Origin of the sequence: Xanthobacter sp. AM11 (assembly GCF_047444035.1) — a bacterium.
Taxonomy (GTDB): domain Bacteria; phylum Pseudomonadota; class Alphaproteobacteria; order Rhizobiales; family Xanthobacteraceae; genus Xanthobacter.
In genome coordinates, this window is sequence record NZ_JBLAOA010000001.1 from 4,316,901 (window position 1) to 4,342,796 (window position 25,896).

Annotated in this window: 24 protein-coding genes; 12 read left to right on the top strand and 12 right to left on the bottom strand. The window is 68.6% G+C overall.

Going from position 1 to position 25,896, the window contains the following annotated elements; all coding sequences use genetic code 11:
* Nucleotides 1-210: 210 nt before the first annotated feature.
* The 6 genes from ACI7BZ_RS19800 to ACI7BZ_RS19825 form a co-directional block, all read right to left on the bottom strand.
* Nucleotides 211-1,230: an ABC transporter substrate-binding protein gene (locus ACI7BZ_RS19800; RefSeq protein WP_414118846.1), complete on the bottom strand. Its 1,020-nt coding sequence runs from the start codon at nt 1,228-1,230 to the stop codon at nt 211-213.
* Nucleotides 1,231-1,262: 32 nt separating this feature from the next.
* The gene (locus ACI7BZ_RS19805) at nt 1,263-2,078 is read right to left on the bottom strand and encodes an ABC transporter permease (RefSeq protein ID WP_414118847.1); all 816 of its coding nucleotides are present in this window, start codon (nt 2,076-2,078) and stop codon (nt 1,263-1,265) included.
* Between the two features lie 5 nt (nt 2,079-2,083).
* On the bottom strand, nt 2,084-2,932 hold the full coding sequence (locus tag ACI7BZ_RS19810; RefSeq protein WP_414118848.1) for an ABC transporter ATP-binding protein: 849 nt from the start codon (nt 2,930-2,932) through the stop codon (nt 2,084-2,086).
* Nucleotides 2,933-3,053: 121 nt separating this feature from the next.
* Entirely contained in the window at nt 3,054-4,496 is a 1,443-nt protein-coding gene (locus ACI7BZ_RS19815) for a hypothetical protein (protein WP_414118849.1), read from the bottom strand.
* 24 nt (nt 4,497-4,520) lie between these two features.
* Complete coding sequence (infA, locus tag ACI7BZ_RS19820) at nt 4,521-4,796, bottom strand: translation initiation factor IF-1 (protein ID WP_012115181.1); 276 nt, start codon at nt 4,794-4,796, stop codon at nt 4,521-4,523.
* Nucleotides 4,797-4,923: 127 nt separating this feature from the next.
* The gene (locus ACI7BZ_RS19825) at nt 4,924-6,543 is read right to left on the bottom strand and encodes a DEAD/DEAH box helicase (RefSeq protein WP_414118850.1); all 1,620 of its coding nucleotides are present in this window, start codon (nt 6,541-6,543) and stop codon (nt 4,924-4,926) included.
* A gap of 369 nt (nt 6,544-6,912) precedes the next feature.
* Here ACI7BZ_RS19825 and ACI7BZ_RS19830 point away from each other — a divergent pair, with 369 nt between their 5' ends.
* The 4 genes from ACI7BZ_RS19830 to modC all read left to right on the top strand — a co-directional run bounded on the left by ACI7BZ_RS19830 (nt 6,913) and on the right by modC (nt 10,413).
* Nucleotides 6,913-7,437: a DedA family protein gene (locus tag ACI7BZ_RS19830; protein ID WP_414118851.1), complete on the top strand. Its 525-nt coding sequence runs from the start codon at nt 6,913-6,915 to the stop codon at nt 7,435-7,437.
* Between the two features lie 176 nt (nt 7,438-7,613).
* On the top strand, nt 7,614-8,426 hold the full coding sequence (modA, locus tag ACI7BZ_RS19835; RefSeq protein WP_414118852.1) for a molybdate ABC transporter substrate-binding protein: 813 nt from the start codon (nt 7,614-7,616) through the stop codon (nt 8,424-8,426).
* Nucleotides 8,427-8,533: 107 nt separating this feature from the next.
* The gene (gene modB, locus ACI7BZ_RS19840) at nt 8,534-9,223 is read left to right on the top strand and encodes a molybdate ABC transporter permease subunit (RefSeq protein WP_414118853.1); all 690 of its coding nucleotides are present in this window, start codon (nt 8,534-8,536) and stop codon (nt 9,221-9,223) included.
* Nucleotides 9,220-10,413, top strand: coding sequence for a molybdenum ABC transporter ATP-binding protein (gene modC, locus ACI7BZ_RS19845; RefSeq protein ID WP_414118854.1), 1,194 nt, complete (start codon nt 9,220-9,222; stop codon nt 10,411-10,413). The genes modB and modC overlap by 4 nt, the downstream gene beginning before the upstream one ends.
* Here the strand turns inward: modC and ACI7BZ_RS19850 are convergent.
* Both ACI7BZ_RS19850 and ACI7BZ_RS19855 read right to left on the bottom strand, forming a co-directional pair.
* Nucleotides 10,328-10,741 carry a winged helix-turn-helix domain-containing protein gene (locus tag ACI7BZ_RS19850; protein WP_414118855.1) on the bottom strand — a complete coding sequence of 138 codons (414 nt, stop codon included), beginning with the start codon at nt 10,739-10,741 and terminating at the stop codon, nt 10,328-10,330. The two genes, modC and ACI7BZ_RS19850, sit on opposite strands and share 86 nt — an antisense overlap.
* A gap of 112 nt (nt 10,742-10,853) precedes the next feature.
* Nucleotides 10,854-11,696, bottom strand: coding sequence for an FTR1 family iron permease (locus ACI7BZ_RS19855; RefSeq protein WP_414118856.1), 843 nt, complete (start codon nt 11,694-11,696; stop codon nt 10,854-10,856).
* Nucleotides 11,697-12,259: 563 nt separating this feature from the next.
* On the opposite strand from ACI7BZ_RS19855, the gene ACI7BZ_RS19860 reads away from it, so the two are divergent.
* The 6 genes from ACI7BZ_RS19860 to ACI7BZ_RS19885 all read left to right on the top strand — a co-directional run bounded on the left by ACI7BZ_RS19860 (nt 12,260) and on the right by ACI7BZ_RS19885 (nt 19,245).
* The gene (locus ACI7BZ_RS19860; protein ID WP_414118857.1) at nt 12,260-13,528 is read left to right on the top strand and encodes an imelysin family protein; all 1,269 of its coding nucleotides are present in this window, start codon (nt 12,260-12,262) and stop codon (nt 13,526-13,528) included.
* A gap of 24 nt (nt 13,529-13,552) precedes the next feature.
* A complete protein-coding gene (locus tag ACI7BZ_RS19865; RefSeq protein WP_414118858.1) occupies nt 13,553-15,022 on the top strand; it encodes a multicopper oxidase family protein in 1,470 nt (489 codons plus the stop codon).
* Nucleotides 15,019-16,302 (top strand): di-heme oxidoredictase family protein, encoded by a 1,284-nt coding sequence (locus ACI7BZ_RS19870; protein WP_414118859.1) that lies wholly within the window; start codon nt 15,019-15,021, stop codon nt 16,300-16,302. The genes ACI7BZ_RS19865 and ACI7BZ_RS19870 overlap by 4 nt, the downstream gene beginning before the upstream one ends.
* Nucleotides 16,303-16,320: 18 nt before the next feature.
* The gene (locus tag ACI7BZ_RS19875) at nt 16,321-17,412 is read left to right on the top strand and encodes an imelysin family protein (protein ID WP_414118860.1); all 1,092 of its coding nucleotides are present in this window, start codon (nt 16,321-16,323) and stop codon (nt 17,410-17,412) included.
* A gap of 3 nt (nt 17,413-17,415) precedes the next feature.
* Nucleotides 17,416-18,591, top strand: a complete 1,176-nt coding sequence (locus ACI7BZ_RS19880) for a DUF1513 domain-containing protein (RefSeq protein ID WP_414118861.1) — start codon at nt 17,416-17,418, stop codon at nt 18,589-18,591.
* A 90-nt stretch (nt 18,592-18,681) separates the two neighbouring features.
* Nucleotides 18,682-19,245: an NADPH-dependent FMN reductase gene (locus ACI7BZ_RS19885; protein ID WP_414118862.1), complete on the top strand. Its 564-nt coding sequence runs from the start codon at nt 18,682-18,684 to the stop codon at nt 19,243-19,245.
* A 43-nt stretch (nt 19,246-19,288) separates the two neighbouring features.
* Here the strand turns inward: ACI7BZ_RS19885 and queD are convergent, their stop codons facing one another.
* The 3 genes from queD to ACI7BZ_RS19900 are packed head-to-tail and all read right to left on the bottom strand — an operon-like array spanning nt 19,289 to nt 21,555.
* Nucleotides 19,289-19,648: a 6-carboxytetrahydropterin synthase QueD gene (gene queD / locus ACI7BZ_RS19890; protein ID WP_414119221.1), complete on the bottom strand. Its 360-nt coding sequence runs from the start codon at nt 19,646-19,648 to the stop codon at nt 19,289-19,291.
* 35 nt (nt 19,649-19,683) lie between these two features.
* A complete protein-coding gene (queE, locus tag ACI7BZ_RS19895) occupies nt 19,684-20,331 on the bottom strand; it encodes a 7-carboxy-7-deazaguanine synthase (protein WP_414118863.1) in 648 nt (215 codons plus the stop codon).
* Between the two features lie 45 nt (nt 20,332-20,376).
* Complete coding sequence (locus ACI7BZ_RS19900; RefSeq protein WP_414118864.1) at nt 20,377-21,555, bottom strand: alpha/beta hydrolase; 1,179 nt, start codon at nt 21,553-21,555, stop codon at nt 20,377-20,379.
* Nucleotides 21,556-21,909: 354 nt separating this feature from the next.
* On the opposite strand from ACI7BZ_RS19900, the gene ACI7BZ_RS19905 reads away from it, so the two are divergent.
* Nucleotides 21,910-22,851, top strand: coding sequence for a ring-cleaving dioxygenase (locus ACI7BZ_RS19905; RefSeq protein WP_414118865.1), 942 nt, complete (start codon nt 21,910-21,912; stop codon nt 22,849-22,851).
* 76 nt (nt 22,852-22,927) lie between these two features.
* Here the strand turns inward: ACI7BZ_RS19905 and ACI7BZ_RS19910 are convergent, their stop codons facing one another.
* On the bottom strand, nt 22,928-24,058 hold the full coding sequence (locus tag ACI7BZ_RS19910) for an aminomethyl transferase family protein (protein ID WP_414118866.1): 1,131 nt from the start codon (nt 24,056-24,058) through the stop codon (nt 22,928-22,930).
* 383 nt (nt 24,059-24,441) lie between these two features.
* Between ACI7BZ_RS19910 and ACI7BZ_RS19915 the strand changes: the two genes are divergently transcribed.
* Entirely contained in the window at nt 24,442-25,845 is a 1,404-nt protein-coding gene (locus tag ACI7BZ_RS19915; RefSeq protein WP_414118867.1) for an acyl-CoA dehydrogenase family protein, read from the top strand.
* Nucleotides 25,846-25,896: the final 51 nt, after the last annotated feature.

Consider the following 25,896-nt stretch of genomic DNA (forward strand, 5'->3'; position numbering starts at 1 on the left):
ACGAACACCCTTGCCGCGGCGGGATCGGAGTACATCCGTCCGTCTCCCGAAAGCGCTCGCGCTTGACGCGCGCCGCATCCGGCGGCTGGGTTGAGCATGAGATAAGGGCGGACTGCGGCGTTTCAAGGGCAGCGCGAAAAATAGGCGCGCGCCGCCCGCTCCTTTGTCCGCCGGCCATGGCCGCCCGGCTGCCTCGCAAACGGGCAGCCGTCACTTTCCGGCCGGAACCGCCTTCACGAACCGGTCGTCGAAGGTGCGGGGCAGGTCGATGGCGGCCGCCTTCAGCTCCGGATCGAACTCCACCAGCATCTTCAGCGCATTCTTCATGCCCTGCTCGGGAATGAGGCCGGTGCGCGAATACACCGGCAGGGAGTTCTTCACCGCCGCCATATAGAGCGCCCGGTCGCCCAGCAGATATTCCTCCGGCACCACCGCCGCCACGTCCTCGGGGGTCGCGGTCTTCAGCCAGACCAGCGCCCGGTGGAAGGCGTTCACCAGCTTCTGCGTGGTCACCGGATTACGCTCGATGAAGTCGCGCTTCATGTACAGCACGGCCGCGGGATTGGCGCCGCCGAAGATCTTCTCGTTGCCGGCTTCCGTGCGGCTGTCGGCCAGCACCACCACATCGCCGTCGCTCTCCAGTTTGGTGATGACGGGATCGAGGTTGGACATGGCGTCGATCTCGCCACGCTTCATCTGCGCCACTGCCGATGCGCCGCCGCCGACGCCGACGAAGGCCACATCCTCCGGCTTCAGCCCCTCCCGCGCGAGAAGGAAGCTGACGAAGAAATTGGTGGACGAGCCCGGCGCCGTCACACCGATCTTGGCGCCCTTGAGATCCTTGACCGAGGTGATGGGGCGGTCCTTGCGCGCCACCAGCACGATGCCGGGGAAGCGGCCGAGCTCGATGACCGAAACGATGTCCTGCCCCTTCGCCTGCATGCGGATGGTGTGCTCGTAGGCGCCCGTCACCACGTCCACCGAGCCGCCCACCAGCGCCTGGAGCGACTTCGCCCCGCCGCCGAAATCGTTGATGCTGACGTCCAGTCCCTCATCCTTGAAGAAGCCCTTCCGCTCGGCGACGGTCAGCGGCAGGTAATAGAGCAGCGGCTTGCCGCCCACGCCCAGGGCGAGCCGCGGCTTCTCCGCCGGCTGCGCCTTAACCGGAACGCCGGCAAACGCCAGCATGAGAGCCGCCGCGAGGAGCAGCGCCCGCTTCGTGATCTGCATGTTCTTCCTCCCTCGTCCGGTCGTTTCCCGACCTATCCCTGCCCCGCCGCCGACGCCGGGCGCCAGACCAGCAGGCGCTTTTCCACCGCGCTCACCAGGGTGTCGATGATGATCACGAAAATCGCCAGCACCAGCATCCCCGAGAATACGCCGGTGACATCGAACACCCCTTCCGCCTGGTGGATGCGGTAGCCCAGGCCCGCGGCCGAGCCGAGATATTCCCCCACCACCGCCCCCACCAGCGCGAAGCCCACCGCCGTATGGAGCGAGGAGAACATCCAGGTGAGCGCGGAAGGCCAGAACACGTGCCGCAAAAGCTGGCGCTCGCTCATGCCCAGCATCCGGGCGTTGGCCAGAAGGGTCGGGCTCACCTCCTTCACGCCCTGGTAGACGTTGAAGAAGACGATGAAGAACACCAGCGTGACCCCCAGCGCCACCTTGGACCAGATGCCAAGGCCCAGCCACAGCGCGAAGATGGGCGCCAGCACCACGCGGGGCAGCGCATTCGCCATCTTCACATAAGGGTCGAACACGGCGGCCAGCAGCGCCTTGCGGGCGAACCAGAAGCCCACCAGCACCCCGCCGGCGGCGCCGATGACAAAGGCCAGCGCCGTCTCCAGAAGGGTGATGCCGAGATGATACCAGATGACCCCGGTGGCAAAATCCCGCCATGTGCGCCCGAACACGGCGCCGGGCGTGGAGAAGAAGAAGGGATCGAGGGGATAGAAGGGCTTCGGCGACAGGGCCGGCACATCCAGCTTCACGGTCGCGCCGAAATGCCAGGCGGCGATCAGCACCACCGCCACCAGCAGCTGGAGGAAGAGAAGGGAAAGGCGTCGGTGCAACATGGCGCTCACCCCACCGCCTCGGACTGGCGATAGCCTTTCACCACCTCGTCCTTCAGCGCCGCCCAGATCTCGCGATGAATCTGGTGGAAGGCAGGATCGAGCCGCACATCGTCGCCGCGCGGCCGGGCGAGCGGCACCCGCCATTCGCCGATGATGCGGGAGGCCGGCCCGGCCCCCATGATCACCACCCGGTCGGCCAGCGCGATGGCTTCCTCAAGGTCGTGGGTCACGAACATCACCGCCTTGCGGTCGGCGCTCCACAGGTCCAGCAGCAGGCCGCCCATGATCTGCCGGGTCTGGGCATCCAGCGGGCCGAAGGGTTCGTCCATCAGCAGGATCTTCGGATCACGGATCAGCACCTGGGCGAGGCCCACGCGCTTCCTCTGCCCGCCGGACAGCATGTGGGGATAGCGGTCGGCGAAGGCCGAAAGCCCCACCCGGGCAAGCCAGTCCCGCGCCCGCACCCGCGCTTCGCCCGACGGCGTGCCGCTGATGTCGAGGCCGATGGCCACGTTGTCCAGGGCGCTCTTCCAGGGGAACAGGGCCTCGGCCTGGAACAGGTAGCCGGCCTGGCGGTTGAGGCCCGAAAGCGGCGCCCCGAAGATGGAGACGGCGCCGGCGGCAGGCGCCAGCAGGCCCGCAGTCGCATTGAGCAAGGTGGACTTGCCGCAGCCGGTGGGGCCGACGATGGCCACGAACTCCCCGTCGGCCACGTCCAGCTGCACACCCTCCACCGCCACGAAAGGCGCCTTGTCGTGCGCGGTGGCGGGAAAGGCGATGCGCAGCTCCCGCAGCGCGACGGCCGCAGCTGCGGCCGCGCGGCCCCCACGGACCACGGTGAACGGTGGCGACACGCACTCCTCCCATCCTCGTCACGCCCGAAGCGCGCGTCCGGTTGCCCCGGCTTGCGGCAGGGTAGCTGCAGGGTCGAAAGAGGCAAGGGCAGGAAATCGAGCCCTGCCGGGCCGGGCGGGGTCAGACGCTCCCGGGCTGCGGCGCCGTCTCGCGCCGGGCCGGGCGGCCGGACGTGGTGCCGGAGAAGATCAGCATGACCGCGGCACTCGCCACCAGCCACACCATGCGCCCCTGATAGCGGTGGTTGGGATTGGAGAGGGCGCCGCAGATGAAGGCATTGCCCAGCACGGCCGCAAGGATGGCCCCCGCGAACAGGGCCTGCCGCGGCGCCCGCCGCGCCGCCAGCATGAAGACGAGCAGGACGGCAAGGGAGCTGCCCATCACCGCCCGGGTCGGCCAGTTGAGGAGGGAGAAATCGATGCCGCGCTGCTGCCGCGAATTCTGGAACGCCCGCGCATCATGGGGATACCAGGCGCCAATGTGCTGGAGATAATAAGGGGAGCGAGGTTCGAGGCCGTCGCCGGGGTCGAGCATGAACAATTGCGCGAGGGTGAGGTCCAGCGCCTGGCGCGCCACGGCACCGGGCATGGTTTCCAGCGCCCCGTCCACCACCGCCTCCGCCTCGCCGCGAACCGCATTCCACCCGCCGAGGGCATAGAGGGGCGAGGTGATGCGGTTCCAGAGGAATTCGTTGGCCGTGCGCGGCAGGGCATTGCGATAGGCGCAGAGCCGGAACGGGGCCTGCTCGCCATATTCGGATGCGTCGGCGCAATGATGGTCGAGATAGGCCTTGGCGACGCCCCCTTCCACGAACATGCCCAGCGACTGCACCGTGGCCGGCTGGGTCAGGAAGGGACGGCCGGTGACATAGGCATTGCCCGCCACGGCAAAGGCGATGGCCGCGCACACGCACAACAGCGCCTCGCGCAGCCGCACCGGCGGCACGGCGGGCCAGCGACGGTGGACCAGCCGCGCCGCGAGGCCGAGGCCGAGCAGCCCCACAGCGGTGCCCACATGGCTGGTGTGCACGGCCACCGCCACCGCACAAGCGAGCGCAAGGATGTAGCGGCGCCAGGGGGAAAGCCCATCGGCAAACAGCATGAGGCTGCAAAGGCCGAGGACCGCCGCGCCGGCGAACACGTCCGCCATGATCTGGCTGGCGAAAAGCGAAATGCCGCCGCACAGCGCGGCCATCATGGTCACGGCGAAGGCGGCGGGAAAGCGCGCCTGGGGAAACTGCGCGCGCACGCACAGGGCGATGATCGCCACCACCAGCGCGGACTGGGCCAGCACGATGGCTGTCGGGTTGCCCGCCAGATGCCCGATGCCCGCGAACAGGCCATAGGCGGCGGTGCGGAACTCGGGCATCTGCCAGGTGAAGGTCAGGCCCAGATAGTCGATGCTGTCATGGTAGATGAAGGCGAAGCCGTTCCATGCCACCGGTGCGGCCAGCAGCCCCACGGCAAGGACCATGAGCGCCCCGGCGGCGAGCGCGCTGGCGCGCTCCCTCTCGCGGGCAGCGGGCGCGGCCTCCGGCAGCTCAGTGTAACGCGAAGACGACATCTGGCTGCCAACCCGAGGATGTTCTCAGCGGCGACGGAAATTCTGCTGGCGACGGGCGCCGGGCGGGGGGGCATTGCCCTCGGCCTTGTGGCGGAAATTGATGCGGCCGCGATCGAGATCGTAAGGCGACATCTCCACCACGACACGGTCGCCTTCGATGGTGCGGATGCGGTTCTTTTTCATCTTCCCGGCCGCGTAAGCCAGAATCTGATGATCATTGTCGAGGCGCACGCGAAAATTGCCGTCCGGGAGCACCTCTGTCACCGTTCCCTCGAACTCCAGCAGTTCTTCCTTCGCCATATAGTCGTCTCCAATTGCTCCGGTGGACGGAGCGGAATTGCCTAGCTTATCTCACGAAATGGGCGTGACGCCCATAGGCGACAAGCGCGCGGGGCGCATTTTGCGCACCCGCGCGCCGGTCCTCATATCAGCGGACGGGACGCTTGGCTTCGCTGGGGCGCTGGCCCGAGCGGTTCGGCACCGCCTTCATGAAGCCGAGGCCGCCGATGTCGCCGGCCGGCCGCTGCGGGCCGCGCTCGGCACGGGCGGGGCGCCCTTCGGTGCGGCCGGCTGAGCCATTGGGCTTGGCGTATCCATCGGGACGCGCAGCCTCGTGCCGGCCCTCGTGACGGGCCCCGGCCCGGCTGTCGGCACGACCCTCGGGACGGCCTTCGCCGCGCGGCTGCTGGGGACGCGCCTGCCGCCCTTCGGCGGAACGGCCTTCCTCGCTGCCGGAACGGGTGTTGCGCCCGCGCCCTTCGCCGGAGCGCCCCTCGGGCCGCCCCTCGCCGCTGCGCTGGCGCTGCGACCGCTGGTTGCGCCCGCCGGGGCCGCGGCCCACATAATCATTGCGCTCGGCGGTTTCGTCGCGCTCATCGAGCAGGATCGGCTCGGCATCCGGCACCGCGAACCGGGCGCCCGCGCCGCGGCGGTCGCTGGCGGGAAGCTGCATCTTGATCAGCTTCTCGATGGACCGCAGGAAGGCGCGCTCCTCGTGATCGCAGAAGGAGATGGCGATGCCCTCGCGACCGGCGCGCGCGGTGCGGCCGATGCGGTGCACATAGCTTTCCGGGACGTTGGGCAGGTCGAAATTGATGACGTGGCTCACGCCGGTCACGTCGATGCCGCGCGCGGCGATATCGGTCGCCACCAGGGTGCGGATGGTGCCTTCGCGGAAGGAGGCGAGCACCCGGTCGCGCTGGTTCTGCGACTTGTTGCCGTGGATGGCGTCCGACGCGATGCCGCACTTGGCCAGCACGCGCACCACCTTGTCGGCGCCGTGCTTGGTGCGGGCGAAGACGAGGGCGCGGTCGATCTGCTCTGTGGAGAGCAGCTCGGCGAGGAGCTGGCCCTTGTTGGGCTTGTCCACGAAGATCACGCGCTGCTCCACCCGGTCGGCGGTCTTGGCCACCGGGGTCACGGAAACCCGCGCCGGATCATGCAGCATGGAGCCGGCCAATTCCGAGATGGCCTGCGGCATGGTGGCGGAGAAGAACAGGGAGTGCCGCTTGTGCGGCAGCCGGCGAACGATGGCGCGGATGGCATGGACGAAGCCCATGTCCAGCATCTGGTCCGCCTCGTCGAGGACGAACACTTCCACCTGGTCGAGACGCACGGCGTGATTCTCGGCAAGGTCGATCAGCCGGCCGGGGGTCGCCACCAGCACATCGACACCGCGCGAGAGCGCACGGATCTGCCGGCCCATGGGCACGCCGCCGATGGCGAGGGTGACCGAGATGTTCGCATGGCGGCCGAACTTCTCGAAATTCTCCACGATCTGGCCGGACAATTCACGGGTCGGGGAAAGCACCAGGGCGCGCACCGACTTCGGCTCCGGCCGGCGCGGGTGACGCACCAGGCGGTCGAGGATGGGCAGGGCGAAGGCGGCGGTCTTGCCGGTGCCCGTCTGGGCGATGCCGATGAGATCGCGGCCCGCGAGAACCTGCGGGATGGCCTGGGACTGGATGGGGGTGGGAGTGATGTGCTGCGCTTCGGTGAGCGCGCGGACGATGGGCTCGGCGAGGCCGAGGCTCGAAAAAGAGGTCAAGCTCTGACTTTCATGTGGCGAACGGCACCGGCGCATGCTTGCGGCACAGCGCGGCTCGCGGGGATTTCGACATCCCGCGTGGCCTGGGGTGTCCAAAGGCAATGTGAAAATCGGGCAAAGCCGCTTGCGATGCTTCTAGGGAAGGGAAGCTCCAGCGGTCTCCGCTACGCGGCCCGAAAGCGCGGTCACACGGGATTGCAAACTCCCGTTGCGGCGCTACGACATGGCATATGACCTATTCACGTGACCTTTTCAAGGCGCGTGGCACGTTTTTCGCCAAAGAGCTGAGGCAGAAGGTGGCTGCCGCCCGGCTCCGGGATGCCCCTTGCACGAGGGGCAGAGCAGGCCGACATTGCGGACGGAGGACAGATGATCGACGTTCAGTCCATTGTTGCCGCGACCACCGCGTTTGTGAAGCAGAATCAAGGACTTGCTCCGGCGGTGGTGTTCGGCCTCGCGTTCGGGGAATCCTTGGCGCTGGTCTCCTTCTTCATCCCGGCCACGGTGCTGCTGCTCGCCATCGGCGCGCTGATCGAGGCGAGCGGGCTGCATTTCTTTCCCATCTGGCTGGCAGCGGCAGCCGGCGCGGCGCTGGGCGACGCCTTGTCCTACTGGCTCGGCTTTCACTACAAGGAGCGGGCGAAGAGCCTGTGGCCTCTCTCGCTTCGCCCCGATCTCGTGGCGCGGGCGGAGGACCTGTTCCAGCGCTTCGGCGTATGGGGGGTGGCGATTGGACGGTTCTTCGGGCCGATCCGCGCGGTGGTGCCCCTGGTGGCGGGGATGTTCGCCATGCGGCAGAGCCACTTCCAGATCGCCAACGTGGCGAGCGCCGCCCTCTGGGCCTTTGTCATGCTGGCGCCCGGAGCCGCCCTGTTCAAGCTGATGGGATGGTGAGCCGGCAAGCCGCCTGCCCCCGATACCGCCATGCGACGCGATGCCGCGCCGCAGCATGAAAGACGGTTTTCCCCTTCATCTGGCCGCTCTACCGGTGGGCACGCCCCGGAGGGAAGGCTGTTGTCTCACTGCGCCATCCTGTATATGAACGAACATATCACGGGAGAAGCATTGCCATGTCGATGTTCGTTCTGCGCCGCGGCCTTCTGGTCGGCCTCCTCCTCACTGCGGCCGGTTTCGCCCCTGCCCGCGCGGAGGAGCCGGCAAAGGCCTCCACCGCCACGGCCGAAACGACCGTAACCACCTTCGCCGCCGCCAGCCTCACCAATGCGTTCGAGGACATCGCCAAGGCCTATGCCGCCACCGGCGAGAAGACGGCCGTGAAATTCTCCTTCGCCGCCTCCTCGGCCCTGGCCAAGCAGCTTGAAGCGGGCGCGCCCGCCAACATCTTCGCCTCCGCCGACCTGAAGTGGATGGACTATACGGACAAGAAGGACCTCACCCTTCCCGCCACGCGCGCCACCGTCATCGGCAACGCCCTGGTGCTGGTGGCGCCGGCCGACCGGGCAAAGCCGGTGACCCTTGCCAAGGGAATGGACATCGACGCCCTGCTGGGCGCCAACGGCCGCATCGCCACCGGCCTCGTGGACAGCGTGCCGGTGGGTGTCTACGCCAAGACCGCCTTCACCAATCTCGGCGTGTGGGACAAGGTGGCGCCCCGCATCGTCGGCGCCGAGAGCGTGCGCGCGGCGCTGGCCCTGGTGGAACGCGGCGAGGTGCCCTACGGCGTGGTCTACGCCACCGATGCAGCCATCGCCAAGAATGTGAAGATCGTGGCGGTCTTCCCCGCCGACAGCCACCCGCCGGTGGAATATCCCTTCGCCCTGGTGAAGGGCCAGGACACCCCGGCCGCCAAGGCGTTCTTCGCCTTCCTGCAAGGCCCCCAAGCCAAGGAAATCTACAAGAAGTACGGCTTCACGGTGAAGTGAGGCAGGCAGCCGCCGGCCGGCCCCACCCGGGGCCGGCGCGGAATCCTTTCGCCGCACCCGCGGGTTGGGCTTAAGCTCACCACCGTGACCATCTGGAATTTGACGTCATGCTCACCCCCGAGGAATGGACGGCCGTCAGGCTCAGCCTTGAGGTCGCCTTCTGGGCCACCATCTGCAGCCTGCCACCGGCCATCCTCGTGGGCTGGGTGCTTGCGCGCTTCAACTTTCCCGGCAAGGGCATCTTCGATGGCATCGTCCATCTGCCCCTGGTGCTGCCGAAGGTCGTCGTCGGCTATCTTCTGCTGATCACCCTCGGCACCCGCGGCTATCTTGGCCAATATCTCTACGAGTGGTTCGGCATCTCGCTCATCTTCTCCACTGCCGGCGCCACGGTGGCTGCGGCAGTGGTGAGCTTTCCCCTGACGGTGAATGCCATCCGCCTCGCCATCGGCGGCATCGACAAGGGCATCGAGACGGCGGCCCGGACGCTGGGCGCGAGCCGGCTGGATGCCTTCTTCACCGTCACCTTTCCATTGATGATGCCCGGCGTGCTTTCCGGCTGCCTCATCTCGCTGGCCTCCGCCCTGGGCGAGTTCGGCGCCACCATCACCTTCGTTTCCAACGTGGAGGGGCAGACGCGGACGATCCCGCTCGCCATCTACAGCGCCACCCACATGCCCGACGGCGACGCCATGGCCCTGCGGCTGACGGTGGTTTCGGTGATCCTGGCGCTGGGCTCCCTCATCCTCGCCGAAATGGCGGACCGCCGCATCAAGTTCGCCCTGGGACAGATATGATCGAGATCGACGTCTGCCTCGCCCGCAGCACGGGCTTTCGGCTGGAAGCCCATTTCATGGTGCCGGAAACCGGCGTCACCGCCCTGTTCGGCCGCTCCGGCTCCGGCAAGACCACCATCATCCAGCTGGTGGCCGGCTCGGTGCGCCCGGACAAGGGCCGCATCGTGGTGGGCGGCGAGGTGTATGTGGACACGAGCCGGGGCATCTCCCTGCCCATGGAGCAGCGGGGCGTCGGCTACGTCTTCCAGGATGCGCGCCTCTTCCCCCACATGACCGTGGAAAGCAACCTGCGCTATGGCGAGCGCCGGTCCCGGCGGGCGCGCACCATCTCGTTCGATTCCGTGGTCGAGATGCTCGGCATCGCCCATCTGCTGCGGCGGCGCCCGCACACCCTTTCCGGCGGGGAGCGGCAGCGCGTCGCCATCGGCCGCGCGCTGCTGTCCCAGCCGCGCCTGCTCCTGATGGACGAGCCCCTCGCCTCCCTCGACGAAATGCGCAAGGGGGAGATCCTGCCCTATCTCGAACGCCTGCGCGACGAGCTGCGGCTGCCCATCCTCTATGTGAGCCATTCGATGGAGGAGGTGATGCGCCTGTCCGACGCGGTTGCGGCCGTGACGGACGGCCGGGTCATCGCCTGCGGCCCCCTTGCCGAAGTGTTGTCCCGGCCCGAACTGCTGCCGGTGCTCGGTCGCTTCGACGTCGGCACCATCTTCGATTGCGTCGTCACCGCCCATGACGAGGAGTTCGGCCTCTCCACCGTTTCGTTCCCCGATGGCGAGTTGCGCGTTCCCCTGGTGGGCCGTCCGGTGGGTGCGCCGGCGCGGGCGCGCATCCGCTCACGCGATGTCTCGCTCTCCCTCTCGCGTCCCATCGACGTCTCGGTCACCAACCGCCTCGCCGGCAAGGTCGCGCGGATCCAACGGGCCGAGGGGCCTTTCTCCGATGTGGAGGTGGCGCTGTCGCACGGCTCGATCCACGCTCTGGTGACGCAGGAGAGCGTCATGCGCCTGGCGCTGGAGCCCGGCATGCCGGTGTGGGCCATGATCAAGGCGGTGACGGTGGACAGCCGCCCGGCTGGCTTCGCCTCGCCGGGTGCGGAAATTCTCAGCCCGCCTTCGCCGCCGGTGCCTCGGGCTCCCCCGGCTCTGCGCGTGATTGCGGGAGGAACTCTGCCGCAAGAGACTGGGTGAGCTCGCCGACGGCGGCCTGCGTGGCCTTCGCCGCCTGGCGTTCCATGGCGCGGTAGAGGGCGATGATGCGCTCGCCAAAGGCCGTCACCTCGGTGCCGGCACCGCGCCGGCCGGGATGGGTGACGATGACCTTCTGCTCGAACATGCGGTCGAGTTCGTCCACCAGCAGCCACGCGCGGCGATAGCTCATGCCGATGGACTTGGCTGCGGCAAGGATGGAGCGCTGCTCGCGGATCGCTTCCAGCAGCATGATCTTGCCGGGGCCGAGCCTGCGCCCGTCGGGGAAGTCCACGCGCAGAAACAGGCGGGTGCCATCCTTCTTGGTCACTGCGTTCCCTTCCTCGCCGTCCGGCGCCACGCTGCCTGCGGAGCAGGGAGCATAGCGGTTTCCAGCGCCTGCGGGAACGCCTTCCCGCCGACGGAAGGCCGGGGTGGAGGCCTCAGGCGCGCGCCCGGCGCGACATGCCGGCGTGGGGGGCGTGACGCCCGTTCACCACGGCCGATAGCGCAAGGATGAGCGCCACGGTGCCCAGATAGGCGAGGACCTGGAGGCCGGTGGGCTCGGCCCGGTAGCCCACCAGGGTGCGCAGCACGCGGCCGACGGCGCTATCGTCCGCAAGCAGCCAGCTCGTGTTCCACACCGGATCGGACAGGGACTGGATGAAGCCCGCATCCTGCAGGATGCCCACCGCCTGCGCGGCCAGGCCCGCCGCCAGCAGCATGATGAGGATGGACGTGACCTTGAACAGGTGCCGCACGGGAATGGCGACCAGGCCGCGATAAAGCGCCAGCGACACCAGCGCCCCGCCGGCAAGGCCCAGCGCGCCGCCCAGCGCCACGTCGCCGGCGGTTTCCGCGCCGGTGGCCGTGATGCCATAGAGGAAAAGCACGATCTCCACGCCCTCGCGCAGAACCGCCATGCCGACGACGATGGCAAGGGCCGCGAGCGGCTTGCGCCCTTCCTTCACGTCCAGCCCCACGCCCTTCATCTCGGCGACCATCTGCTTGCCGTGGCTCGCCATCCACACCACGGTCCAAACCAGCATCACCACCGCCACGCTGAGGATGGCGGCGTTGAGGATGTCCTGGCCGGAGCCTTCGAAGGTGCCGGCGATCTGGTCGGCGAAGAATGCGAGCACCGCCGAACCGGCGATACCGCCGACGACGCCGAGGAAGATCCATGCAAGCCGGTGGCGAATCCCTTCGGATGCCGCAAGAACGACACCGATGACGATGCCCGCTTCAAGCACTTCGCGAAAGACGATCAGCAGCGCGGCAATCATGAACCTTGCTCCTCACCGGCCCGCTCCTGAGAACTTCTGCGTGGACCGGACACATGCAAAGAAACTGCGAATGGCGAACTTGGGAATACAGCGTTGCAAATCGATTCGAAGGGCACGAACAATCGCGAGACTCAACCGCCGCGTCGGAAGAAGGCCGCGCCGATGGATCGCAGGCTAGCACCAGCGTCGCGGGAATGTCATCCGCGCACCAACAGTTTTGAATTATTCAAATTTGAAAGAGAGCAGCCGTGCTGTGATCTGGAACAAGCTGTGGCCGGCCATGGATGCATAAAGATGCATCACGACACAAGTATCCGTGCACATTTGTGGTGGATTGCACAACTTTTTCGGCATTGGATATCCCGCAACGTCAGTTACTATACGGGATGTGGCGTTTTGTCTTGATCTCGCCGCCGCGCCGCGGGGCGCGACAACAATGGAACAATTCCATAATACCGCACGACCCTTGTCGGCGGAAGGCGCCCTCCCTAAGCTCCGCGCGACTGAGGGGTAGCTGCCCGCCCCTTTTGCCGGACCGTCCCGTTTTCAAGGAGAAGAGGTCGATGCGCGCGCAAATTTTCGGCGCAATGGTTGCAATTGCAACGCTCGCGAGCCCGGCTTTCGCCGATGCTCCGAAGCCACGGGACGTGGTGGTGCATTATGCCGACCTCGCCCAGGTGATGTATGAATCGTCGGCCACCGCGGCCAAGGACATGCAGAAGTCCGTCCTTGCCTTCATCGACGCCCCCAGCGCCGACACGCTGGCCAAGGCGCGGGACGCCTGGAAGGCCGCCCGGGCGCCCTACCAGCAGACCGAGGCGTTCCGCTTCGGCAACAAGATCGTCGATGACTGGGAGGGTAATGTGAATGCCTGGCCCCTCGACGAGGGCCTCATCGACTATGTGGACAAGAAGAGCTACGGCGAGAAGTCCGACGAGAACCCGCTCTACTCCGCCAACGTCATCGCCTCCAAGACGATCCGCATCGGCAAGAAGACCATCGACGTGACCAAGATCACGCCGCAGCTGCTGCACGACCTCAACACCGCAGGCGGGGTCGAGGCCAATGTGGGCAGCGGCTGGCACGCCATCGAATTCCTGCTCTGGGGCCAGGACCTCAACGGCACCGGAAAGGGCGCCGGCGACCGGCCCTATACCGATTACGACCTGAAGAACTGCACCCACGGCAATTGCGACCGCCGGGCCCAGTATCTGAAGGTGGCCACCGAGACGCTGGTGGCGGACCTCGACGAGATGGCCGCCGCCTGGGGCCAGAAGGGCAAGGCCCGCGCCGCGCTCTTGAAGAAGAAGGACAAGCCGGCACTGGCGGTCATCTTCACCGGCATCGGCTCGCTCTCCTATGGCGAGCTGGCGGGCGAGCGCATGAAGCTCGGCCTCATCCTGCACGACCCGGAGGAAGAGCACGACTGCTTCTCCGACAACACCCACAACTCGCATTATTTCGACGAGGTGGGCATCCGCGACGTCTATTACGGCCGCTACACCAAGCTCGACGGCACCGTCTTTTCCGGTCCTTCCGTCGCCGACCTGGTGCGCGCCGCCGACCCCAAGGTCGCCGACGAGATCGACCAGAAGTCCGACGCCGCCCTCGCCGCCCTGAAGAAGATCAAGGACACCGCCGATTCGGGCGAGATGGCCTATGACATGATGCTGGCCGAGGGCAACGAGAAGGGCGCCAAGCTGATCCAGGACGGCGTGGACGCCCTGGTCGCCCAGGCCCATGCCATCGAGCGCGGCGTGGCTGTCCTCAAGCTGCAGATCAAGATGGAAGGCTCCGACAGCCTCGACAACCCCAAGGCCGTCGGCAAGTGACGGCCGCGGGCTGAGGCAAACGGCATGATCTCGCGGCGGACGTTGCTGCTCGCGGGCGCGGCGGCGGGGGCCTCGGCCTTCGCCCCCACGGCCCTGAGCCGTGAGCCGGTTTCCCGCGATACCCTGCCGCCCGACGCCCCCGTGCGCCGCCTCACCCTCTCCGCCGGAGAGATGGAGGCGGCGCTGCTGGGTCCCGGCAAGCCGCAGACCCACGGCTTCTGCGCCTATAACGGCACCCCTTTCCTCACCGTGCGCGCCCCCCGGGGCACCCGCCTGCTGGTGGATTTCGAGAACCGCCTGCCGGACCTCACCACGGTGCATTGGCACGGCATCCGCGTGCCCAATTTCTCCGACGGCGTCTCGCCCCTGACGCAGGCGGCGATCCCCCCGGGCGGCCGCTTCGCCTACAATGTGCCGCTGCCCGATCCGGGCCTCTATTTCTTCCATCCCCATTGCGACGAGACCGGGCAGGTGGGCCGCGGCCTCGCCGGCCTGCTCATCGTGGACGATCCGGCCGAGGCGCGGCTCGGCTTCGACCTCGAGCACATCATCGTGGTGAAGGACTGGCGGCTCGATGCGGCGGGGCGCTGGCTGCCCATGACCTCGGACGAGGGCGCCTCCACCGCCGGCACCTTCGGCACCGTGCGGGCCACCAACGGGCAGCCCGTGCCCCCCCGGGTGGAAGCCCCCGCCCATGGCGACGTGCGCCTGCGCGTGCTGGTGGCGGATTCCACCCGCGTCATCGACCTCGGCTGCGACACGGACGACGCCGCCCTCATCGCCGTCGACGGCCAGGCCTGCACCCCCATGGCTCTCTCCGCTTTGCCGGACGAGATCTGGCGCATGGGCCCGGCCATGCGGGCCGACCTGCATGTGCGCATGCCGGGCCCGGGGCAGGAGCTCAAGATCTACGATTATCGCACCAGCGAGCCCTATCTCCTCACCACCCTGGTGGCGGTGGACAGGGGCCGGCGCAGCACCGCCTTCAAGCCGAAGGCCCTGCCGCCGGCCAAGGTGCCGCTGCCGGACATGAAGCGCCCGACCCGGTTCGACTTCCTGGTGCAGACCGCCGCCGGCGCCACCGCCATCGCCCCGCCCCTCCCCGCCGACGACCCGCTGGCGCAGGCCCTCATTGAATCCGCCTGCGTGGGCAGCAAGACGTTCTGGGCCGTCAACCGCAATTCCTGGGGCGCGGGGGCGGACCTGCGCCTGCCGCCGCCGCTGCAACGGCTGGAGGACGGGCGGAGCTATGTGCTCTCCATCTCCAACGTCACCAAGCACCCCCATCCCATGCACCTGCACGGGCACGTGTTCCGCGTGCTGTCCTCCTCACGCAAGACCGGCATCCCCCCCTACCTCGCCGATACGGTGATGACCGAGCCCAACGAGACGGTGGAGATCGCCTTCCGCGCCACCAGCGGCAACTGGGTGTTCCATTGTCATATCCTGGAACATATGGACACCGGCCTCATGGGCTGGTTCCGGGTGACATGATGCCCCCCCCGCGCTGGCGGGCCCGCTCCGGCCGGATGGCCCGGCTCGCCCTCATCCTCGCCCTCTCCATCGCGCCGCCGGCCATGGCGGCGGAAGGGCTCACCGGCATCGACCTGCACATCGGCAAGGCCCTGTTCAAGCGCCCCTGGGTGCCCGCGCCCGCCTCCACCCGCGGCGACGACGGGCTCGGCCCGCTGTTCGACGCCCGCTCCTGCGCCTCCTGCCACCCCCGCGACGGCCGCGCCTCCGGTGCCGTGGAGAACGGCACGGCCGGACGAGGCTTCGTGCTGATGATCGCCCGGCCGGACGGCACCGCAGACCCGGTATATGGCCGCCGCTTCCAGATCGACGCCGCGCCGGGCATCGCGCCGGAGGGCGTGATCGCGATCCGCGACACGCAATTGCCGGACGGGAGGCGCGCCCGGCAGGGCGTCCCGCAGGAGCTTGCCTACGGCCCCCTTGAAGCCGCAAGCGGGATCTCCCTGCGCGTCGCGCCGGACCTGCATGGCCGCGGGCGCCTCGCCGATGTGCCGGATTCAGCGCTCCTCGCGGTCGAGGCGGAGCAGGCGCGGGGCGCCGATGGCGTCTCCGGCCGCCTCCGCCGCATCCCCCGGCCGGACGGCTCGGTCGCGCTCGGACGGTTCGGCTGGAAGGCGGCCCACGCCACCCTCGCCAGCCAGTCGGCGGAAGCCTTCTTCCTGGATCTCGGCCTGTCGAACCCGCTGCATCCCGAGCCATGGGGCGATTGCACGCCGGCCCAATCGGCCTGCCGCGACGCCCCCCATGGCGATGCCAACCGCACGGCGGGCAGCCCCGACGACGCCCTGGAGATCGGCGGCCCGCTGCTCGACCGGGTGGTGGCCTATGTGGCGAGCCTCCCCGCGCCCGATGCCGCGCCGCTGACGCCGCAGCTGCGCCGCGCGGGCGAGCGGTTGTTCGCCGCCACCGGCTGCGCCGCCTGCCATCGGCCGGCCCTGCCGACGCGGGACGGCGGTCAGGCGCGCATGTTCACCGACCTCCTGTTGCACGAAATGGGTCCCGACCTCGGCGACACCATGCCGGAGCCCGGGGCCAGGGCATCGGAATGGCGCACGGCGCCTTTGGCCGGCCTGTCGCAGGCCCTGGCCCAGGACACCGGGCTGCTGCATGACGGGCGCGCGCGCACCGTCGAGGAAGCCGTCGCCTGGCATGGTGGCGAGGCCGCCGCCGCCGCGCGGCGCTTCGGCGCGCTGTCCGCGACGGACAGGGCAGCGCTGGTGCGCTACCTTTCCTCCCTTTGATCCATGAGACCGGCACGGATGATCATGTTTCGCACTTTTGCCGCCGCCACGGCGCACCTGCTCATCGGCGCGACGCTCGCCGCCGGCATCCCCGCGCCCGCCCGCGCCGCAAGCCCCGTGCTCGATCCCGTGCCGCTGATCGAGGGCTGGCTGCTGCCGCGCTATGACGCCTTCGCCAGCGCCACCGCCGCGCAATCGGCCGCCTGGGCCGGCTTCTGCGCCAAGCCCGAGGCGGCCGGGCTCGGCGCGCTGAAGGACGCCTACGGGCGCGCGGCGGACGCCTGGAACGCGGTGGAATTCATCACCTTCGGCCCCATCAGCCTGTCGCTACGCACGGATCGCATCTCCTTCTTCCCCGACCGGCGCAACGCCATCGCCCGCGGCCTCTCGGAAATCATCGCCGACCCGGACGCCGCACGGCTGGAGCCGGACCGCTTCGCCCAGTCCAGCGCCGCGGTGCAGGGCCTGCCGGCGCTGGAGCGCCTGCTGTTCGAGGAGGGCGCCGCCGCTGCCCTGACCTCCGGCGACGAAGCCGCTCGGCGCTGCGCCCTGGGAACCGCCATTGCGGTCAATCTCGCGACCATCGCAACGCAGGTCCGCACCGCCTGGGGCGACCGGACCACGGGAGCGCTCGGCGCCATCGCCTCCGGCAAGGGCGATCCGGCGCTGTTTCCCGACGCCGCCGCGGTGCCGGCCATGATCCTCACCGACCTGTCCGGCGCGTTCCAGCGGGTCACCGACACCAAGCTTCTGCCGGTACTAGGCTCCGGCCCCTCCGACGCGAAGCCGGCCCTGGCCGACAATTGGCGCGCGGGGCGTGCGGGGCGCGTGGTGGCCAACATGGTGCGCAGCGCCGATGCGCTGCTGGTCGCCGTGGGTGCGCAGATGCCGAGCCGGCCGCAATGGGTGGTGAACAAGGCGGCCTCGGCGGCCGACGTGGCGGCGGAGAAGATTCCGGCCGATCTGGGCGCCGCCGCCGGAACGGCCTCAGGCGCGGCCGCGCTCCAATCGGCCATCAAGGTGTTCAAGTCGGCGCAGGCCACCGTCTACAAGCCCATCGCCTCCTATTTCGGCATCTCGCTGGGCTTCAACGCCCTCGACGGGGATTGAGCGATGCGCCGGCCCTTCGACCACCTGCCGGCCCCCGGCCGGCGCGGCTTCCTCGCCAGTGCAGGCGCGCTCCTCGCAGCGGCAGCCCTTGAAGGCGCCGGCCTTTCGGGGGCGGCCCGGGCGGCGGGTGTCGCCACGGCGGACGGCGCAGGTGTGGCCGGTGCCAGCTGGATCGCCACGGCGGGCGTGGGCGAGGCGTTTGCGGCGGTAGGGCTGGATCCGGCCATGGCGGCGCAGGTGCGGGCCGGTTCCGCGGTGCGGCTGCACGGCATCGAGGCGAGCCCCAGCGGGCCGCTGGCGGTGGCGGTGGGGCGGCGGCCGGGACATATCGCCTTCGTCTTCCACATGGAACGCGGCGGCGTCGTGGCCTCCTTCGGGCCGGGCGAGGGGCGCGTCTTCTCCGGGCACGGACGCTTTTCGGCGGATGGTCGGCACCTGCTCACCAATGAGATCGAGCGGCCGCAGGACGGCACCCACCACATGGGCCGGGGCGTCGTCGCCCTGCGCGCGGTGGCGGACGGCTTCGCCATCGCGGCCGAATGGCCGAGCGGCGGCGACGGCCCGCACGACCTGATGCTGTCGGGGAGCGCCCTCGTCGTCGCCAATGGCGGCATCGAGCCCCACACGCCGGAGGCGCGCGACGCCGAGGTGACAGGCTCGGGCATCACCCTTCTCGACCCGGCCACGGGGACGATGCGCGGCGAGGGGCGTCTGGCGCCGGACCTCGCCAGCCTGTCCCTGCGCCATCTCTCCCGCGACGGGCGCGGCGGCACCGTGGTGGCGGCCCAGGACCTGCTGGCCGACGGGGTGGCGCGTCCGCTCCTTTTCCGCATCGGCGCCGATGGCGTGCTGACGCCGTTCGACGGGCCGGAAGCGGAACTGCGGGCGCTGCGCGGCTATGTGGGCTCGGTGGCCTTCGACCCCTCCGGTGCCTTCGTCGCCTGCGCCTCGCCCCGCGGCGGACGGGTGGCGATCTGGCAGGCGGACGGGCGCTATGTGGGGGCGGTGCCACTCATGGACGGCTGCGGCCTCGCACCGGGACGGGACGCCGGCACCTTCGTCGCCGCCTCGGGCTATGGGGAGGTCATCGCCATCTCTGCCGGCCCGCAGGAGGTGGGCATCATCGCGCGCCGCACCGGTGGCCCGCGCTTCGACAACCACATGGCCCGCGTGGGCTGAAGCCGCCGGCTGTCACGCAGCCCTTTCCCATTCATGCAATGATCGCCATGATCCACGCCCACGGGGGCGCGGCAAGCGCGAGGCATGGCTATGAAATGGGTCGTCCTGGTGGGCAGTGTGCGCAAGGCGTCTCTGAACGGGGCACTCGCCCGCGCCCTCGATGCCCTCGCCCCGGAAGGGGTGAGCGTGGAGATCCTGCCCTCGGTCGCGCAGATGCCCATCTATGACGGGGACATCGAGACGGCGGGCTTTCCCGGCCAGGTGTCCTCCGTGGGCGAGCAGGTTAAGGCGGCGGACGCGCTGGTGATCGTGACCGCCGAATACAATTATTCCATCCCCGGCGGCCTGAAGAATGCGCTGGACTGGCTGTCCCGCCTCAAGGACCGGCCGCTGAAGGGCAAGCCCACCCTCATCATGTCCGCATCTCCCAGCACCATGGGTGGGGCGCGGGCGCAGTATCACCTGCGCCAGGTGCTGGTGGCGGTGGACGCGCACGTCATGAACGTGCCGGAAGTGATGGTGGCGCAGGCCCACGCCAAGGTCGCCGATGGCGCCCTTGCGGACCCCGCCACGCGCGATTTCGTGGCCGGCCAGCTGGCCGCGTTCCATGCCTTCGTGCGCAAGGTGAAGGCGGGCGAGGCGGCGGAAGGCTGAGCGCCGGGAGCCAAGCCGCACTCCGGCCGGCGCCCGGTGGGCTTCACGCGGCGCCGGTATAGTCGGCGAACGACATGGGCGTCTCGTAGACCCGCACGGCGGCCAGCGTCGGCAGCAGCGGCTTCATCCGCGCCCAGATCCAGGCGGCGATGAGCTCGGCCGTGGGGTTTTCCAGCCCCTCGATCTCATTCAGGCAATGGTGATCCAGCTGCGCCAGAAGCGGGCCGAACGCCTGCTCCACGTCGAAGAAGTCCACCACGAAGCCCGTCACCGGGTCCACCGGCCCCTCCAGCGCAAGGTCCACGCGGTAGGAATGGCCGTGCATGCGCCGGCAGCGGTGCGTCTTCGGCACATTGGGCAGGAAATGGGCGGCTTCGAAGGTGAAACCCTGGGTGATCCGCACGCGGCCGGGCAGCGGGCGCTGTGTGGGGTTGGAGGTCATGGAATGCCAATCATCTTGTGGGTCTGAAGGGAAAGCCGCCAGCGCGGGTGGGACAGGCAATAGGCCACCGCCGCCCGGGTGTTGGCGTGGCGCTCGGGGCCGTCCATCGGCTGCAGGAAGAAATGGGCAAAATCGAGCCCCGCGAAGGCGTCCGGGGAAAGCTCCTGTTGCGGGAAGACGAGCTTCAGCTCCTGCCCGCGGGTCTGCACCAGGGGTGCGCCGGCCTTGGGGCTGACGCAGATCCAGTCAAGCCCGGGCGGCGCGGCGAGGGTGCCGTTGGTCTCCACCGCGATCTCGAAGCCAGCGCCATGCACCGCATCCACCAGCGCCGCATCGAGCTGAAGCAGCGGCTCCCCGCCGGTGAAGACGACGAAGCGGCGCGCGGCGGCATCGGCCTGCGGATCCGGCCCCCAGGTGGCGGCGATGGCGGCGGCCAGGGCGGTGGCATCGGCGAAGCGCCCTCCGCCCTCCCCGTCCAGCCCCACGAAATCCGTATCGCAGAAGCGGCAGGTGGCCGCGGCGCGGTCCTCTTCCCGGCCGGACCACAGGTTGCAGCCCGCAAAGCGGCAGAACACCGCCGCGCGGCCCGCCTGGGCGCCCTCCCCCTGCAGGGTCTTGAACATTTCTTTGACAGCATAGGCCATGGGCCGATGCCTTTAGACCGAAGGCGTCCCGGGGGGAAGCCGGGCCTATTGCACCGCGGGCGCCTGAGCGGCAGGCTCCTGACCGGCGGGGGCCGGGCCGGTGGCGTTGGGCCGCAGCAGGCGGAACCGGTCGAGGCCGCTGATCTGCACGCCGTCCATGGACACTGCGGCCGGCGCAGCCTCGGTGCCGGCGGACGCCCGGGCGATGGCGCCCCGCAGTTGCGGCGCCATTTCAGCAAGCTGGGCGAACTTGCCGTGGTTGAAGCTGTCCAGCGCCTTCACGTCGGTCATGTCCACCACGACCGCGCCCAGCTCCACCAGCTCCGCGTCGTTGGTGTAGGCGCCGAGGCGCAATTTGTTGCCGGCGATGAAATCGGAGAAGCCCAGCGCCTTGTCGTCACGCGAGACGATCAGGACGAACGGCTTGGCCGGCTTGCCGAAGCGCTTGAGCTGGCTCTTGAACACGTCCACGTCGATGTCCGGCGCCGCGAGGATGACCTGGCCGAGCCGTTCCACCGGGACTCCGCGCCCGGAGATGCGGATCTGGCGCAGGGCCTCCACCGTCACCCAATTGCCCATGGAATGAGCCATGATGCTCACTTCCTCCGCCCCGCTGCCGAAGGCGAGGCGGATGGTCTCCTCCAGCTTGTCGCGGGCGGCGGTGGCGCTGTTGTTGTCGTAGACATAGGCCTCGGTGGTGGCCCGCGATGCCCAGGTGAACAGCAACGGGACGCCCGGCGCGCGGGAATCGTCGGCCATCTGCGCAAGGCGGAAGAGCGCCTCCGAGAACATGGTGTTGTAGCCGTGGATGAAGATGAACACCTTCCTCTGCCCCACGGGCCGGCGGGCGAGCTCGGACTTCAGATCGTGCAGGAACTCCTGCTCGGTATCGCGATAGAGTGCCTCGCGCACCACCATTTCCGTTCCCGGATCACCCACCGACTGCTTCGGCCATTCGATCTCGCCCGCCTTGTGGGTCGGCGGCACGGTGAGATCGACCTTGGCGAAGCTGAGCGTTGAGGAGCGCTCGCCATTGAACAGCACGCCGGGGCGGCTATCCCGCTCGCGGGTCGAGGCGACGAGGATGACGTGGGGACGGGCCCCGGGCGCGCTGGCCGCGGTGGGGGTGAGGGCATCCGGCCCCGGGCGCGAGGCGCAGCCGGAGAGAAAGGCGGGCGCGAGGACGAACGCGAGAAACAGGGCAACCGGACGCAACGCGTGCACCCATGCGCCCCTCATACCGTCCTGCTGCCACCCTGCCGCGCGCATCTGCACCTGTGCCCCCGTCACTTCATCCACCCTATAGCCGCCCCGGGGCCCGCAAGCCATGGCCGTGGCGGGCAATTTGGCGCGCATGCTGAACAGAACGGTCCACTCAGCGTCCCGCTCCGGGTCATATTCCCTATGGACACCCGCAACAAGCATGCAGCAGGGCAAGTTAGCATGGCGAATTTTACCGATAATTATTGCACCCTCGCAAGCTCGCCTTGCGCGCCCGCGCCTCGCATCCCGCCGGTCCGCAGCGTATTTCGGTGGGGACAGATCAGGCAGAGGCCTCCGCCTCCGGGAGATACCACTATGCAGCTCACCGGCCTCCACCACGTGACCGCCGTCACCGCCGACGCCCCGTACAACCATCGCTTCTACACGCAGACGCTGGGGATGCGCCTGGTGAAGAAGACCGTAAATCAGGATGATACCTCCGCCTATCACCTGTTCTATGCGGACGGGGCCGCCAACCCCGGGACCGACCTCACCTTCTTCGACTGGCCGGTGCCGCAGGAGCGGCGCGGCACCCATGCCGCCGTGCGCACCTTCCTGCGGGTGGCGGATGAAAAGGCACTGGACTATTGGGCGGGGCGCCTCGCCGATGCGGGCGTGACCCATTGCGGCATCGAGACCCGCGACGGACGCGACATGCTCCCGTTCGAGGATCGCGAAGGCCAGCGCCTCGCCCTCATCGTGGACGGCGGGCGCGGACCCGGCGTCCCCTGGGCGAGGAGCCCGGTGCCGGCGCAGCACCAGATCCGCGGGCTCGGGCCCATCCTTCTCTCCGTGCCGGACCTCGCGCCGACGGCGGCGGTGCTCATCCATGTGATGGGCATGCGGGAGGCGCGCACCTATGCGAGCGAGGACGGCCGCGCCGTCCATGTGTTCGAGATGGGCGAAGGCGGGCCGGCGGCGGAAGTGCACGTGAAGGTGGAACCGGGCATCGCCCCGGCGGTGCAGGGCGCGGGCGCCGTGCACCACGTGGCCTTCCGCGTCACCACCTTCGAGGATTACGAGGAATGGGCGAAGCGGCTGAAGGAGATGCGCATTCCCAACAGCGGCAAGGTGGACCGCTTCTATTTCCGCTCGCTCTATTTCCGCGAGCCCAACGGCATCCTGTTCGAGCTGGCCACCGACCAGCCGGGCTTTGCCGCCGACGAGGATGCGGCGCATCTGGGTGAGCGCCTCGCCCTGCCGCCCTTCCTGGAAGGCCGGCGGGCGCAGATCGAGGCCGGCCTGAAGGCGCTGTGAGCGCGCCACGGCCGGGCAGGAACCGCGGCGGGAGGGGGACGGCCCCGCCCCGCCGCCGTTTTGCCTTCATGCCCCGTCAGGCGCGCTCGTCCAAGGGATGGGTGCGCAGGCGCATGGGATCATAGAACGGGGTGCGCACCACGTTGGCCTCGAAGGCCGCATCCGCTTCCTGCACCGTCAGCGTCGTGCCGAGGGCAGTGCAATCGGGACGCAGGGAGACGAGGGCAAGGGATTTCATCAGGTGGCGGCTGTAGGTAGTGGAATTCACCACGCCCACTTCCTGACCGTCCCTGAAGATCCTGGCGTCCGGCGCGATCGCGTGTGGCGCGAGCACCTCGAGCCCGGCCTGGTGGGTGCGCTCGGTACCCTTGCGGGCGAGCAGGGCCGCCTTGCCGCGGAAATCGGACTTGGAGAGGTCCACCGACCAATCCATCAGCACCTCGAAGGGGGTGGTGTCCTTGTGCGGCATGTCGAAGGGGAAGAACAGCAGCGCGCCCTCCACCCGCACGATGTCGAGGCAATCCCACGACACCGCCATGGCGCCGAACGGGGCGCCGGCCTCAAGGATGCGGTCCCACAGGTTCACGGCATCAGCGGCGGTGCAGAACACCTCGTAGCCGCGCTCGGCCGAATAGCCGCCGCGGGCCAGCGACACCGGCACGCCGAACAGGGTGGTGCGGCCGTGCCCGAAATAGGGCAGGCCCTTCAGGTCCATGGGGGTGTGGGGGGAGAGGATGTCGAGGGCCTTCGGCCCCTGCAGGGACAGGATGTGCACGTCGTCGTCGCGCGCAAACGCCACCTCGAAGCCCGCCGCCACCAGCGGCATCGCCTCTTCCAGCGCGCCGCCCCCATGGGAGAGGCGGAAGCTGCCGTCGCCGTCCACATAGACCAGCACGTCGTCGATGAGGCCGCCGTCCTCGCCCACGATGGAGGAGATCATGGAGCGGCCGGCGGGGATCTTCGCGATGTCGGCGGTGAGCAGCCGGTTCAGGAAGGCCAGGGCATCCCTGCCGGACACGGTGATGATCTTGAGCGCGGAAACGTCGATGAGGCCGGCGCGATAGCGCACCGCCGCCGTCTCCTCATAGGGATCGGTGGCGTAATGCTGGGGAATCGCCATGTCGTTCCATGATTCCTCCAGCTTCGACCCCAACTCGCGATGACGCCCGTTGAGGATTGATTGGCGCCAGACGGTTGCGCTCGTCATCCTGTCCCCCTCTTTCCGGCTCTCGGCCTGTGCTGGAGCGGCAAGCGGCAGGGCGGCCCTCGGCCGTCGCACCCGCCGCGACGGGGCACATCCTGTGCGGCGGCGCGCTTGAGTGTCAATTACTTTTCCTCGCAAGAAATTTTTGAAGCCGAGCGCCGTGAAATTGAGCAGCCGGAACGTCTGCAAGCGCTCGCTTCCGGCATTTACAGCCCGGCCGATGGGCAGGCAGCGCCCAACGAATGGGCTTGCACGGTCTGTGATCAATGGCAGAGTGTTTCTACGGCGTCAAAAAAGTTCACTGAGGGGAACAGATCGCCGCCGACAGCCAGGATCGCAACTGCGGGACGGCCCGATCAGCGGCCGGCCCAGGCGGAGCTTAAGTCATGTCCGATGTCAAAATGTGGGGCAAGGAAGAATTCTGGGGCCTCGGCTTCGAATGGGACCCGCAATGGCTCCTCACGCCCGCCCAGAAGGACCTGCAGCGCAAGCTGATCGCCCTGTGCGAATCCACCCTGCGCGCCAACGCCGTGGAAAGCGACGCCAATTACGTCTATCCGCGCAAGAATTTCGAGGCGCTGGCAAGCCTTGGCCTGCTGTCCCTCAACGTGCCGAAGGAACTGGGGGGCCTTGGCGAGAACCATGTCTGCGCCGCCATGGTGGTGGAGACCATCGCCCGCTACGGCTGCCCCTCCACCGCCATGTGCTACACCATGCACCTGGGCGCCACCGCCGCCGCGCTGCTGCGCCACCACGACAACCCCATCCTCACCGACATCCTGAAGCGTCTCGACGCGGACGTGCTCATCGGCACCCTGTCCTATTCCGATCCCGAGACCGGCTCGCACTTCTGGTATCCCATCTCGTCCAAGGCCGAGGCCTTCGGGGACGGCTGGAAGGTGACCAAGAAGGCGTCATGGACCACCTCCGGCGGCTTTGCCGACTGGTACATCATCCAGACCACCAGCCCGGGCTTCGCGGGGGATTACTCAGACCTCTCCTGCTTCCTCGTCACCAAGGACGAGGTGAAGGCCAACCCCTCCGAATGGGACGGCCTGGGCCTGCGCGGCAACCAGTCCGGCCCCATCGTGGTGGAGAACGCCATTCTGCCGAAGGACGCCCTGGTGGGCCCCATCGGCGACGGCGCCAAATCCAACGACGAGGTGGTGGACCCCTTCTTCCTCACCTGCTCGTCCGCCTGCTGGAACGGCATCTCCCTGGCGGTGATCGACATCGCCAAGCGCCACACCACCCGCAAGACCCATAATGACGTGGGTATGCGCGTCGCCGACTACCCCACCATCCAGGATTATGTGGGCGAGGCGATCATGGACACCAACGCCTCGCGCGCCCTCGACTTCCAGATGGCCAAGGCGCTGGACGACGCCACCGGCAATTGCGACTGGTCCATCCACAAGGACCTCGACGCCCTGCCCCGCTCCGCGCTGCTGCATTGGCTGTGGCAGGTGAAGTTCGTGGCCTCCAAGAATGTGGCGCATGTGGTGGACAAGATGCTCCACGCCTGCGGCGGCACCGGCTATCGCCCGGCGCTGCAGATCGAGCGCTACCTGCGCGACGGCAAGGCCGGCTGGGTCATGGGGCCCACCAACGAGGTGCTGCGCCAGTTCGTGGGCAAGGCCTCCCTGCTCGGCTTCGGCTCGCTGGACTATTGGAACAAGTCCATCAACGAGCGGATGCTGAACAACGAGATCAAGAAGATGGACGACGAGGAGAAGCGCGCGCTGGCCGAAAAGCTGCTCGCCGAGATCAAGCCCGCCAAGGTGGCGTAAGCCGCGAACACCACATTTCGCGGCCGGCCTGCCCTTCTCGCGCCGGGAGCG